At 58.5% G+C, this 12,524-nt stretch carries 17 protein-coding genes; 8 read left to right on the forward strand and 9 right to left on the reverse strand.

The genetic code is table 11. The features are described 5' to 3' along the window. The first annotated feature begins 34 nt into the window (after positions 1 to 34). From AC2FJF_RS18705 to AC2FJF_RS18730, 6 genes are all read left to right on the forward strand, one after another. Positions 35 to 463, forward strand: a complete 429-nt coding sequence (locus AC2FJF_RS18705; RefSeq protein WP_109311283.1) for an Lrp/AsnC family transcriptional regulator — start codon at positions 35 to 37, stop codon at positions 461 to 463. Between the two features lie 73 nt (positions 464 to 536). Then, complete coding sequence (locus AC2FJF_RS18710; RefSeq protein ID WP_496726688.1) at positions 537 to 1,226, forward strand: lytic transglycosylase domain-containing protein; 690 nt, start codon at positions 537 to 539, stop codon at positions 1,224 to 1,226. Positions 1,227 to 1,235: 9 nt separating this feature from the next. Then, positions 1,236 to 3,323, forward strand: a complete 2,088-nt coding sequence (flhA, locus tag AC2FJF_RS18715) for a flagellar biosynthesis protein FlhA (RefSeq protein ID WP_496726689.1) — start codon at positions 1,236 to 1,238, stop codon at positions 3,321 to 3,323. After that, complete coding sequence (locus AC2FJF_RS18720; protein ID WP_496726690.1) at positions 3,320 to 4,093, forward strand: flagellar biosynthetic protein FliR; 774 nt, start codon at positions 3,320 to 3,322, stop codon at positions 4,091 to 4,093. Before flhA ends, AC2FJF_RS18720 begins: the two co-directional genes overlap by 4 nt. Then, positions 4,090 to 5,175, forward strand: coding sequence for a flagellar type III secretion system protein FlhB (gene flhB, locus AC2FJF_RS18725; RefSeq protein WP_496726691.1), 1,086 nt, complete (start codon positions 4,090 to 4,092; stop codon positions 5,173 to 5,175). Before AC2FJF_RS18720 ends, flhB begins: the two co-directional genes overlap by 4 nt. After that, a complete protein-coding gene (locus AC2FJF_RS18730; RefSeq protein WP_496726692.1) occupies positions 5,175 to 5,519 on the forward strand; it encodes a hypothetical protein in 345 nt (114 codons plus the stop codon). Before flhB ends, AC2FJF_RS18730 begins: the two co-directional genes overlap by 1 nt. A gap of 37 nt (positions 5,520 to 5,556) precedes the next feature. Here the strand turns inward: AC2FJF_RS18730 and AC2FJF_RS18735 are convergent, their stop codons facing one another. The 9 genes from AC2FJF_RS18735 to AC2FJF_RS18775 are packed head-to-tail and all read right to left on the reverse strand — an operon-like array spanning position 5,557 to position 10,125. Beyond that, on the reverse strand, positions 5,557 to 6,084 hold the full coding sequence (locus AC2FJF_RS18735) for a flagellar basal body-associated protein FliL (protein WP_496726694.1): 528 nt from the start codon (positions 6,082 to 6,084) through the stop codon (positions 5,557 to 5,559). 12 nt (positions 6,085 to 6,096) lie between these two features. Next, positions 6,097 to 6,828 carry a flagellar basal body L-ring protein FlgH gene (gene flgH / locus AC2FJF_RS18740; RefSeq protein WP_496726695.1) on the reverse strand — a complete coding sequence of 244 codons (732 nt, stop codon included), beginning with the start codon at positions 6,826 to 6,828 and terminating at the stop codon, positions 6,097 to 6,099. Then, positions 6,828 to 7,244, reverse strand: a complete 417-nt coding sequence (flgA, locus tag AC2FJF_RS18745; RefSeq protein ID WP_496726696.1) for a flagellar basal body P-ring formation chaperone FlgA — start codon at positions 7,242 to 7,244, stop codon at positions 6,828 to 6,830. The genes flgH and flgA overlap by 1 nt, the downstream gene beginning before the upstream one ends. Beyond that, positions 7,244 to 8,029: a flagellar basal-body rod protein FlgG gene (flgG, locus tag AC2FJF_RS18750; protein WP_496726697.1), complete on the reverse strand. Its 786-nt coding sequence runs from the start codon at positions 8,027 to 8,029 to the stop codon at positions 7,244 to 7,246. The genes flgA and flgG overlap by 1 nt, the downstream gene beginning before the upstream one ends. Positions 8,030 to 8,050: 21 nt before the next feature. Beyond that, positions 8,051 to 8,761 (reverse strand): flagellar hook-basal body complex protein, encoded by a 711-nt coding sequence (locus AC2FJF_RS18755; protein WP_496726698.1) that lies wholly within the window; start codon positions 8,759 to 8,761, stop codon positions 8,051 to 8,053. Beyond that, on the reverse strand, positions 8,761 to 9,033 hold the full coding sequence (locus AC2FJF_RS18760) for a flagellar biosynthetic protein FliQ (RefSeq protein ID WP_496726699.1): 273 nt from the start codon (positions 9,031 to 9,033) through the stop codon (positions 8,761 to 8,763). The genes AC2FJF_RS18755 and AC2FJF_RS18760 overlap by 1 nt, the downstream gene beginning before the upstream one ends. A gap of 4 nt (positions 9,034 to 9,037) precedes the next feature. Next, complete coding sequence (gene fliE / locus AC2FJF_RS18765; protein ID WP_113789169.1) at positions 9,038 to 9,328, reverse strand: flagellar hook-basal body complex protein FliE; 291 nt, start codon at positions 9,326 to 9,328, stop codon at positions 9,038 to 9,040. Positions 9,329 to 9,339: 11 nt separating this feature from the next. Further along, complete coding sequence (gene flgC / locus AC2FJF_RS18770; RefSeq protein ID WP_496726700.1) at positions 9,340 to 9,726, reverse strand: flagellar basal body rod protein FlgC; 387 nt, start codon at positions 9,724 to 9,726, stop codon at positions 9,340 to 9,342. A gap of 12 nt (positions 9,727 to 9,738) precedes the next feature. Further along, a complete protein-coding gene (locus tag AC2FJF_RS18775) occupies positions 9,739 to 10,125 on the reverse strand; it encodes a FlgB family protein (RefSeq protein WP_496726757.1) in 387 nt (128 codons plus the stop codon). Positions 10,126 to 10,211: 86 nt separating this feature from the next. Here AC2FJF_RS18775 and AC2FJF_RS18780 point away from each other — a divergent pair, with 86 nt between their 5' ends. Together AC2FJF_RS18780 and AC2FJF_RS18785 are read left to right on the forward strand one after the other, a co-directional pair. Next, positions 10,212 to 11,549 (forward strand): FliI/YscN family ATPase, encoded by a 1,338-nt coding sequence (locus tag AC2FJF_RS18780; protein ID WP_496726701.1) that lies wholly within the window; start codon positions 10,212 to 10,214, stop codon positions 11,547 to 11,549. Between the two features lie 84 nt (positions 11,550 to 11,633). Next, positions 11,634 to 12,470 (forward strand): flagellar motor protein MotB, encoded by an 837-nt coding sequence (locus AC2FJF_RS18785; RefSeq protein ID WP_496726702.1) that lies wholly within the window; start codon positions 11,634 to 11,636, stop codon positions 12,468 to 12,470. Positions 12,471 to 12,524 lie beyond the last annotated feature (54 nt).

Genomic DNA, 12,524 nt, shown 5'->3' on the forward strand with positions numbered 1-12,524 from the left:
GCATCCCAAGGTATTTGCACTACACCTTGGCCCTATGGATCAGCTTGACCGCCGCATCATCACAGCCCTGCAGCACAACGCCCGCGAATCTACGACTAAGATCGCGGCGAAACTCGGTGTGGCCCGGACCACCGTGCATGAACGCATCCAACGGATGGAAGAACGCGGCGTGATTGCCGGGTATTCGGTGGTTCTGAGCGAGCCCGAAGACGCCCCGCGCGTTCAGGTCGTTGTCTTGCTTGAGGTTCAGCAAAAAGAGACCAAACGTATTATCAAGCGGCTGGAAACTTATCCCGAGGTCAAACTCTGCCTGTCGATCAATGGGGAATTCGACCTGCTGCTGTCCGCCGAAGCCCCCAGGATCGAGGATCTGGACATTCTGGTCGACGAATTGGCAAAGATCCCCGGGGTTTTGCGAACCAACACCAGTGTCGTGTTCGGCCGCCGGATCGACCGAAACTGAGCGGCCGATAACCCTCTGTAAACCCTGACACAGCTAGCTTGGCCCGGACTGATCAGAATCCCGGACCGGCAGAATGCCATATCGAACGATCTTAGGACTGACCTTGGTGACGCTGTTGGCTGCGCCGCAGGGTTTTGCCATGCCCGACACCCGAACAGCCCGCATCTGCGACCACGCCGCCCAGCGCGCCGCCCGGTCCGAAGGTGTGCCACTAGATGTCATGCGCGCCATTGTCCGCGTTGAAACGGGCCGCACAGCTGACGGGGCACTGCAACCCTGGCCCTGGACGATCAATGTTGAAGGAAAGGGCATTTGGTTCACCTCAGAGTTCGAGGCAAAATCATATGTGTTCGACATCTTCAAAGCAGGCAAACGCAGCTTTGATATCGGGTGCTTCCAGATCAATTACCGTTGGCACGGCAAGGCGTTCCGCTCGATCGACGCCATGTTCGACCCAGATGAAAACGCCACATATGCCGCGCGGTTTCTGAAAGATCTATATGCCGAGCTGGGCTCGTGGAAAGCTGCCGCCGGGGCCTATCACTCGCGCACACCCGCTTTGGCGAACGCCTATGTGGCGCGTTTTCAAACCGTTCTGGCTCAGTTGGATCAGCAAACTCCAAACGCATTTGCGACGCGCGATCCGTTTACCGGGGCTGCCGATCCATTAATTCCACGTCGGGCAGAGCCTGCCAACACTGGCGCGATGGGATCGCTAGTACCGGTGGCTGGTGCCGCGACGGCCTTCATACAGTTCAACTAGGAGCTTTGTGTGCCCAAGATCGACGCCCGTTCGCTTTTCTCTCCGACCGTGCTGCTGGCGCTGGCGTTGATGACTGTCATCGTAATGATGATCCTGCCTATGCCCGCATGGGTTCTGGATGTTGGCCTGTCCGCCTCATTCGCGCTGGCGATTCTGATCTTCACACTGACGTTGTTCATCGAACGCCCGCTGGATTTTTCGTCATTCCCAACCATCCTGCTGGCCTCGCTGATGCTGCGACTGTCGCTGAACGTGTCCTCGACCAAGCTGATCATCGGTCAGGGGCATACCGGCCCTAACGCAGCCGGAGATGTGATCGAAGGCTTTGCGAACTTCGTCATGGGCGGCAGCATCTTTCTGGGCCTTGTCGTGTTTGGTGTGCTGCTGATCGTGAATTTTATGGTCATCACCAAGGGCGCGGCCCGCATGGCCGAAGTCGGCGCGCGATTTGCTCTGGACGGAATGCCCGGCAAACAGCTGGCCATCGACAGCGACATGTCCGCCGGGGCCATTGATCATCAACAAGCGAAAGAGCGCCGCGAACGTGAACAACAGGAAACCACGTTCTTCGGCTCGCTCGACGGGGCCTCGAAATTCGTCAAAGGTGATGCGGTTGCCGGGCTGTTGATCACGCTTCTGAACCTTGTGATGGGCCTGATTATGGGCGTGATCGTGCAGGGAATGCCCATCTCTGCCGCGTTTGAGACCTATGCCATTCTGACTGTTGGCGACGGACTGGTCTCGCAAATTCCCGCCGTGATCATCTCGATCGCTTCGGCACTTTTGCTGGCGCGGGGCGGAACCCAGGGTGCGACCGACAGCGCGATCTTCTCCCAACTGGGGCGCCACCCTGCGGCGCTGGGCACAGTGGCGATGCTGATGGTGTTATTTGCGTTGGTGCCCGGCCTGCCCTTTTTGCCCTTCATCCTTGGCGCAGGCGTTCTGGGCTATGCGGCCTATTCGGTGCACCGCAAACAGAAGGCCGAGGCCGACGCGGAACATGCGCCCTCGACGCAGGATGAGACCCCGGTTTCCCAAGCCATCGGGGACATTCTGGATCTGGACGACGTCCACCTGGAATTCGCCCCTGATCTTGTCAGCATGGTTCTCAACCCTGGCACCGGGCTGGACGCACGAATTGCCAATATGCGCACATATGTCGCCTCAGGCTTTGGACTGATCCTGCCTGACATCCGCCTGACCGACCGGGCGGAACTTCCACTGGGAACCTATGTGATCAAGGTACAGGGGGTCGAACAGGCACGCGGTGTTCTCAACCCTGATCTGGTACTGGCGCTGGTGCAGGACGGCCATGACATGCTGCCTGAAGGCAATGATGTGACCGAACCTGTTTATGGCGCTCCGGCGCGCTGGATTCTACCAAAGGATCAGGAAGCCGCGGCGCTGAGCGGCGCGACCATCGTTTCTCCCCCCGAGATTTTGGCGACACATCTGCTTGAGATCATCAAACAGAACTTCGCGCGGCTGCTGACTTTGAAATGCCTGCGCCGCCTGCTGTCCGAGATGACACGGCTTAGCGATCCGGTTCGGGCCGAAGCGAACCGCAAGCTGCTGGACGAGCTGATCCCGGACAAGGTGCCAATCGACACGTTACATTCTGTTTTGCGCCTGCTGCTGGAGGAAAAAGTCTCGATCCGTAACATGGCCCTGATCCTTGAAACTGTGGCCGAGGCGCGCTTGACCACGACGCAACCCGAAGGGATTTGCGAGTTGGTCAGGCAAAGATTGGGATTCCAGTTGGTTGCCGACATGAAGCGGGGGGACGGTTCCATTCCGCTGATCCAGCTTGCGCCTGAATGGGAAGACACGTTTGCCTCGTACCAGATCGACGCGCCCAACGCTGGATTGGATGTCGCCCTGCCGCCGAACCTGTTCAACAAACTGGCAGATGGTGTCGTCGAAACCGTCTCGCAATCCGCCGATCACGGGGTGTTCCCGGCAGTCGTAACCTCAACCCGCCGACGTCGATTGCTGCGCACGATCATGCAGGCGCGGGGGGTGTCGAATCCGGTCCTGTCCTTTGAGGAAATCGGGCTCGAGGCCAGACCCGCATTGGTCGGAACGATACCCGCATGATCGCTGTGCCTCCAGCGTTGCTGCCGGAACTGGCAGATGGTCTGTGGCACCTCTTTGCCGTCTTCCTGCGCGTGTCGGCGCTGGTATCGCTGTTACCCGCCTTCGGGGAACGCAGCATTCCAACCCGCGTCAAGCTGGGGATCGCCGCGGCATTTACACTGATCGTGACGCCCGCCGTTCCAGCGCCTGACCACGGGCAAGGGTTATTGCCTTTGGCGCGGATGATTGGCTCCGAAACACTTGTCGGGCTGGCACTGGGCATTGGACTGCGCCTGTTCGTGCTGGCCTTGCAAACTGCGGGGTCCATCGCGGCACAATCGGCATCTCTGTCGCAGATTCTGGGCGGGGCCGCTGTCGATCCTGTTCCTGCAATGGGATATCTGTTGACACTCGCAGGTCTGACATTGGCGGTTCTGCTAGGCCTGCACATCCGCATCGCGCAATTTCTGATCCACAGCTACACGCTGTTTCCAATGGGCGTTGCTCCGCTGGCACCGGATATGTCGCAATGGGGCGTGAAACACATCGCGCGCAGTTTTGGTCTAGCGTTCAGCCTGGCCATGCCCTTCGTCATCGCGTCGCTGATCTATAACCTTGCGCTTGGGGTCATAAACCGGGCGATGCCTCAGTTGATGGTGGCCTTTGTCGGTGCCCCCGCGATCACCTTCGCGGGTTTGTTTCTGCTGTTTGCTGGCATCCCTTTGATCTTGTCAGTGTGGTCCGATGCCTTGTTCGCCTTCATTGTGAACCCGCTTGAGGTCAAAAGATGAGCGGTCAGGACGACGACAGTGACAAGTCCTTTGAGGCGACACCGCAAAAGCTGCAGAAAGCGCGCGAAAAAGGGGAAATCGCCAAGTCCAACGACCTGAACGTTGTGGCGGCCTATGTCGGTTTGCTGGTTGCTATGCTTGCTGCGGGGCAATTCGCGGTGCGCAACATAGGAACGTTGTTTGTCGGGTTGATTGATCAGGCAGATGATTTTGGCCAACTGCTGACAACAGGTTCGGCGTCCAGCCCCGTCGGGGGGATGCTGCAGACGGCTGCATTGTCTGTTTCGATCCTGTTTGGCCTGCCCGCCGCCGCCGTCCTGCTCAGCCTGATTTCACAACGTGCGCTGGTTTTTGCGCCCACCAAGCTGAAACCCAAGATGTCGCGCATTTCGATACCGTCCAATGCCAAGAACAAATTCGGGCGCAGCGGCTTGTTCGAATTTGCCAAGAGCTTTGCAAAACTGGTGATTTACTGCACATGCCTGGCGCTTTTCCTGCGGGCCAACCTCAGCGAGATTCTGTCCGCAAGCGCGACTCAAGCCCAGTCTTCAGTGATGCTTATGATGAATCTGCTGTTTCGGTTCATGTTCATCGTCATTGCGGTGGCTCTGACCATCGGTGTGGTCGACTACATCTGGCAATACGCCGAACACATGCGCAAGAACCGGATGTCGCGCAAGGAAATCCAGGATGAGACCAAAGATGCCGAAGGCGACCCGCATGTAAAACAGCAACGTCGTCAGCGCGCCCAGGATATCGCAACCAATCAAATGATGGCCGAGGTGCCAAAAGCCGATGTCGTGATCGTGAACCCAACCCATTTTGCCGTCGCGCTGAAATGGTCCCGGACCGCCGGATCGGCACCTGTTTGCGTGGCCAAGGGCGTGGATTCCGTGGCCGCCGCGATCCGCGAGGCCGCCGGGGCGTCTGGCGTCCCGATCCATCCCGATCCGCCAACGGCACGTGCGCTGCACGCCACTGTTGAGATCGGGCAGCAGATCTCGGAAGAACACTACCGCCCCGTTGCCGCCGCTATTCGGTTTGCCGAGGCGATGCGCAAACGGGTGAAGGGGCAAATCTGATGCAACGCACACAGCTGCGGGATCTGGCCAAAGTGACCGAAGCCTCGTTTCAGCGAGAATACCAATCCCTGCGCCCGCTGCTGGAGGCCGAGGCACGGGTACAACAACAATTGGCCCGACTTGACGCCCAAGTCCAACAAACCCGGCAAGAGACAGCGTCTGCAGAAAGTTACCGTGTTACCGGCACAGATGTTCTCTGGAACGGGTGGGAATCGGCGACACGCAGGCAGCTCAACATGCAACTTGCGCGGTTACGAGCACAAAAGCTGACAGCCCTTGCGAATCTGCGCGTCGCATTCGGGCGCAAGCAGGCGGTTTCCAACTTATGCAAAAAACACCAGTAAGGACCTGCCAGTGATCCAACCAGGGCCCGCCGACCCGTCACGTATCCTGACGGTTCACACTCATGATCAAAACCTTTGAAACATCGTCCCCCAGATCCTTGCGCGCCTCATCCAGCAACGCCTCGCGTAAGACCCCCAGGTTATCCGAGCGGGTGAAGTTCCCGTCAAAACCACCGGTATTGGCGTGGTCGAACAGTACCTGTAAAAAGCGGTCACGCAGTTTGGGTTCCGAGGCATAGAACGGCTCGGCCATTCCAGGTGTGACCTCAAGGCTTAGCGACATGGTGACAAGTGCAGCAATCCGATCCGATTCCACGATCGGAACCACGAATTGCTTGGTCAGCTTCAGATACTCATAAGAACCCAAACCGTCCTTTTTGTCCGCTTTGCCGGATTTTTTTGCCGTGGCTTTCGGGTCTTTCTTCTTAGTCTTGTTTTGTTTTGACTCGACGTTCATATCTTTGGCACCTTCTGCCTTTTTGTCCGAAGGGGCCAGAAACACGCCTGCCGCAATGCCACCACCCAAGCCCGCGAAAAGAAGGACGACCGGGATCAGTTTTTTCATCACTCCCTCCCCTCAGAATGGCAAAATTGAATCCAGGATTTGCTGCCCGTAACGGGGCTGCTGAACGTCAGAGATCTGACCGCGACCACCGTAGGACACACGCGCCGACGCGATCTTGTCGTAGGTAATCTCATTCTGGCGCGAGATATCCTGAGGGCGCACGTAGCCCGCGACCAAAAGTTCACGCAGCTCAAAGTTGACGCGCAATTCCTGCGACCCCGAGATCGAAAGCACCCCGTTTGGTAAAACATCAATCACGGTTGCGGCCACCCGCAGGGTCAGCTTTTCCTTTCGCTTTACTGACCCTTTGCCTTTGCTGGTCGACGAGGAATCGATCGAAACAGCTTCGTCCAGGGATGCGCCGTTTGGCAGGTGCTCGGCCGCGCGTTGCGGTAATCCAAACAGTCCCGGCACCTCAAGACTTTCCGAGCCGCTACGGGATCGGTTGGTGTCATTCGATATCTCGGCCTTTTCGTCCAACTCGATCACGACCGTCAAGATGTCCCCTTTCTTGATCGCGCGCTGATCTCCCAGCAGGGACTGCTGACCTCCGCTCCAAAGCGAGGATTTGTCAACGTTGCGCGCCGACTGCGTATGCAAGGGCAAGCCGGGCCAAAGCATCGCCACATGTTCCGGCGATTCATCATTGGGCGTAAAGCTTGGCGGTTTGCCAAGGTGATCCACGCGGCCACAGGCCGACACGATGAGAACGGCAACCAACAGAGTTTTTGAAAGTGCAGACATCATTTTACCTCAATCTGGCCGTTCGGCCGGATACGTCCGGTGACGGTTGTGCGTGACGACAGGTTCATGACCCGGATACTATCCCCGACCGCGCCGCGGCCCAATGCGCGACCTTCGGCGGTGATGGACAGGGGGCGGCGGTCAAAAACAAGAACGACAAGATCGTTTCGATCCACAATTGCCGGCGGACCGAAATCGCCCTCACGAATAGGACGCCCGGGGTAGAGGGCGACGCGCGCCTCTTGTCCGATCAGAAAGTCCGCATTGCTCACCGCGTTTGGAACCATCTGATCCTTGGTTTCCAGGTCAGTGGCTGAAATGATTTCCTTGGCCCGGATGGTACGTTTCGACACCACAATTTCAGCCATTGCCGGGATCGGAGCCGCCAAGGCCAGAACAAAACTCAGAACCCGCATCACCGCACCTGCGTCGTTGCGCTCATCATCTGATCGACAGCGGATATGACCTTGGCATTCATTTCATACCCTCTTTGTGCCTCGATCAGTTCGGTGACCTCGCGCACCGCATCGACCGAACTGTCCTCAAGATAGCCCTGCCGCAGCGTGCCCACCCCATCCTCTCCAGGTGCGCCAACCACAGGCGCGCCCGAAGCTTCGGTTTCCTTGAACAGGTTGCTGCCAATCGCCTCGAGCCCCTTGGCGTTGGAAAAACTGGCCAGGGTGAACTCTCCCAGCAGTTGCCCCTCTGGCGCGTCGCCGAAATAGGCATAAACCTCGCCCGCTGGGTTAATCGAGATCGACCGCGCATCGTCAGGAATGGTAATTTCGGGTGCTACGGCAAACCCGTCCGAGGTTACGATCAACCCCTCGGCGGATCGTTTCAGGCTGCCATCGCGGGTATAGCCGGACTGTCCGTTGGGCAGCGTCACCTCCAGATAACCGCGCCCTTCGATTGCAACATCCAGATCGCTTCCGGTGGCTGAAAGGGCGCCCTGCGACAGCTGCGCGGTCACCGCAGCCGGGCGCACCCCTAGGCCCAACTGGATACCCGTTGGCAGAACCGTGCCGTCATTGGCATTGACCGCACCCGCCCGTGCCACCTGCTGATAGTGCAGATCTGCAAACTCGGCTCGCCGCGCGTTGTAGCCCGTAGTGTTCATGTTCGCGAGGTTGTTCGATATCGTCTCGACCCGCAGTTGCTGCGCCGTCATTCCCGTTGCCGCAATTTTCAAAGCTCGCATGTCAAATTCTCCTTGTCCAAATCAGCGCATCAGCGCCTTGAGCGCGCCGCGCACCCGTTCGTCTTCGGTTTCCAGAAAGCTCTGACCCAATTCATAGGCGCGCTGGATTTCGACCATGCGCGAGACCTGCGCTATGGCATTCACATTCGATCCTTCGAGAAAACGGTGGATGACCACGGGTTCTTCGACTGGTTCAATGTCGCCCTCGGCCCGGAACTGCGTGCTGCCTTCACGCATCAGCGTTTTGGGATCGGCAACGCGGTAAACCCCGATTTGGCCCAGCAATTGCCCGTCGACACTCAGCGTACCGTCGCTGCCGACATCAATGGATGCCGCGTCCGGCGGGATAAAAACGGGCGCGCCATTGCTGTCCAGCACGCGGTGCCCATCCATGGTCACCAGATCCCCGTCCGCGTTGGATGAGAACGCACCGGCACGGGTCAGACGGTTGCCCGCGGGGGATTCAACCATAAAGAACCCATCCCCTTCGATGGCGAAGTCGAACTGCCCTCCGGTTTCGGTCAGCACGCCTTGCTGCAGCGAGGTATTGCGCACTTCGGCGCGGCTCATGGACAGGGACGGGTTTCCGGGCATATCGCGTACGAATTCCGAGAAAACCAAACCTTGCGCGCGGTAGCCGGTCGTGCTGGCATTGGCGATATTGTTCGCCACCAGGCGCATTTCGTTCATCAGACCCGATTGCCGGGACAGGGTGACATAGGCAGTATCCATCAGCGACCTCCTGCGATTAAAGGGATGAGTGTTCCTGCGAAGAACGTGACCAGCGTCTGGGTCATGAACCCCATCGAAATCCAGAACACGATGACTATGGCGATCAGTTTGGGCACGAAGGTCAGCGTCATCTCCTGCACCGAGGTCAGCGCCTGGAACAGACCAACGATCAGGCCCGAAACCAGCGCCACCGCCAGGATCGGAACCGAAGTGATGACTGCGACCCAAAGCGCCTGACGTACGATGTCATAGAACAGACCTTCGCTGAGCATTGCGTCAGACCGGCATCCGCAGGATTTCCTGGTAAGCCTCGACCACCTTGTTGCGCACGATCACAGCTGTTTCTACCGCCAGTTCGGTCTGCGCCAGCGCCTGCACCAAGGCATGCGGATCGGCCTGCCCGGTCATTGCGGCCTGCGACATCTGCTCGGACTGTTTCAGCGTCGCGGCAAAGTCCTGAAACCCTGCCCGCAGCCCCTGGGCCATTCCGGCATGGTCTGGGTCAGCTTGCGTTGCGGGGCGCGCGCCCGCATAACTCTGGGCGGCATTGATTGCTCGGATATCCATTCTGGTGTCCTTTACTTTCTGAGGAGGTCCATAAGGCTCGACGACATCTGACGAGTCTGATCGAACATCTTTAGGTTGGCTTCGTAACTGCGTTGCGCCTCGCGGGCGTCGGCGATCTCGATCATCAGATCGACGTTCGAGCCACGATAGTGACCCGTGTCATCGGCCATCGGATGACTTGGGTCGTAAATGCGAGACAGCGCACGGCGGTCCAGCTTGACCCGCCCAGCCTGCACCATTTCGTTGCCGCCTTTGTTCACGGCCTCAAACGGAACTGTCTTGCGCCGATAACCCGGCGTATCCGCGTTCGAGATGTTTTCGGACACATGGCGCAAACGCGCGGCCTGTGCGCGCAAGGCGCTGGCAGAGGCGGTCAGGGAATGGGAAAAGTCACTCATCCTATGGCCCCCTTATGCCCGGCCGACGCTGCTGCGCAGAATGTTCATTGAAGATTTGTAGATCGCCAGGGCGCGATCATGCTGACGCTTGACCTCAACGCCCTTTAGCACCTCTTCCTCGACGGAAACGCCATTGCCGTTTGGGTCACCCGAAGGGGTGGCTTCAATCTCAGCCCAGGGCTTTGGGCCACCAACACCATTCAGATGTCCCGCCCGCGTGGCAGTCATGGCGACCTCACGACCCGCGCTTTCGAATGCTTTTTGAAAGGCCTCGATATCGCGGGGCTGGTAGCCTGGCGTATCCGCGTTGGCCATGTTTCGTGCAATGACGGATTGCCGTTGCCCGGCATGGGTTGCCATTGCGTACGCGGTTTTAAAGACGTTCAGGTCATAGAACATCGGGGCTTCTCCCTCGATCAATTTCAATCAAGGCTTAACCCCGATTCCTTTAAAAACCGTTTTCAGAAACCGTTGGAGAACCCACGATGTCCGATCTCGACCCGATGCTTTTGAAATGTGAAATCGACCGCCTGACTGCCACACGCCATATGGGGCATGTGGCCAGCGTCGCGCGCGGGGTTATAGAAGTTGAAGGCCTCGCAACGCATGCGCGGATCGGGGATCATGTGACCTTACGCCGACGCAATGGGCCGAATCTAGCAGGCGAGATATTGCATGTCGAATCGGATCTGATTCACATGCTGCCCGCCACGGCACCGGACGGGGTCTGCCTTGGTGACAGAGTGATTCTGAACCAAACACCAGCCTTTGCGCCGGGAATGCATTGGTTGGGACGAGTGGTTGACCCGTTTGGCAATCCATTGGACGGAAAACCGCTGCTGTCGGGAATTCAGGAGCAGGACATAATGCAAGCGCCTCCACCTGCGGTCGATCGCAAACCTTTGGGTCAACGAATGGAGACTGGTCTTGCGATGCTGAACACTATGCTGCCCATCGTTCAGGGTCAGCGCATTGGACTGTTCGCCGGCTCTGGCGTGGGAAAGTCCACGCTGCTAGCAACGCTGGCGCGGTCGATGCAGGCGGATGTGGTTGTCGTGGCGCTGGTCGGTGAGCGTGGGCGCGAAGTGAACGAGTTTGTCGAACACGCGCTGGGTGCTGAGGGGATGAAGCGGTCGGTCGTGGTGGCCGCAACGTCTGATCAATCCGCCCTTGCGCGCCGCCGTTGTGCCTGGTCCGCGATGTCGGTGGCGGAATACCTGCGCGACCGGGGGCTGAACGTGCTGTTTCTGGCGGATTCGGTCACTCGGTTTGCCGAGGCGCATCGTGAGATTGCCGTGGCCATGGGCGAACGGCCTTCGCTGCGCGGATTTCCCCCTTCTGTAACCCCTTTAATTGCCGCCCTGTGCGAGCGGGCCGGGACAGGCACGGAAGAGCAGGGCGACATCACAGCCGTGTTCAGCGTTCTGGTTGCAGGATCTGATATGGATGAACCCATTGCCGATATCCTGCGTGGCGTTCTGGACGGCCACATTGTCCTGAGCCGTGAGATCGCCGAACGCGGCCGGTTTCCGGCCATTGACCTGAGCCGCTCGGTCTCGCGCAGCCTGCCGAGTGCGGCCACGGCGGAAGAGAACCTGTTGATATCCCAAACCCGCCGACTGGTTGGCAGCTATGAGCAATCCGAAGTTATGATCAGGGCCGGGCTTTACTCCGAAGGCGCGGACCCACTTCTCGATCAGGCGGTACGTGTTCATGATGATCTGGACGGCTTTTTCGCCAAACCCGAAACGGAAGACATCCAGAACAGCTTCAACCACCTGCAGCTGATCCTGCGTCGGGCAGGAACCGCTTTGGCGCAGTAGAGATATCTCGACAGTTTTAAACGTTAAGCCTGCCTTAAGACCTGCGCTGATACCTTGGTATCGGGTGATAAAAAGGTGGTGGAGATGGGTGCGCAATCCAATGCGGCGCCAATCATCATCAAGAAGAAACGTGTGTCCGGTGGCGATGGTCACCACGGTGGCGCGTGGAAAGTCGCATATGCCGACTTTGTCACGGCCATGATGGCGTTCTTCATGTTGATGTGGCTGCTGAATGCAACGACGGAAAAACAACGCAAAGGACTGGCGGATTACTTTTCTCCGACAATCCCCGTGAATCCGGTGTCTGGCGGCGGTGACGGCGCCTTTGGCGGCAACAATATGTTCTCGGAAAAGACCATGGTGATGGATGGTTCGGGCGCCAGCCAGAAAAGCCCAACCGTTGCGCGGCAGGCACGTGGTTCGGTTGGCGTGAACGCCGAGGGCGGCAAGGAAAACCTCGAGGATTTCTCGACGCTTGAAGCCAAGCTTTTGGGGCGCACCGGTGAAAGCCTGGTCTCGGACAAGGTCCTGAAACACATCGTCACGCAGGTCACAGATGAAGGTTTGGTTGTCGAGCTGTTCGATACCGAGGATCAGCCGCTGTTCGAATCGGGGACCGATAAGCCCACCGCCATGATGCGCGCACTGGCGTTGCTGGTGGCGCGGTCTTCGGACCTGGTGCAGAATGCAGTCGCCGTCGAAGGACATGTGCGTGCATCGCCGGTTGTCCTGGCGCAAAACCCGGCCTGGGATCTGTCGACGGCCCGCGCGCAGGCAGCGCGTCAGATGCTGCAAGGCAAGGGCTTGGCCGCCGAAAGGCTGGATCGGGTCACGGGCCACGCAGACCGTGAATTGACAGCCAAAAACCCGATGGCCGTTCGCAACAACCGGATCGAGGTCATCTTTCTGCGCACGCCCTAGACCCAAAAGGATAGAACGCATTTTACCTGTTAGCGTGCTGTTAAGGGCCAGTAC

Source organism: Ruegeria sp. CDSB013 (genome assembly GCF_059611165.1).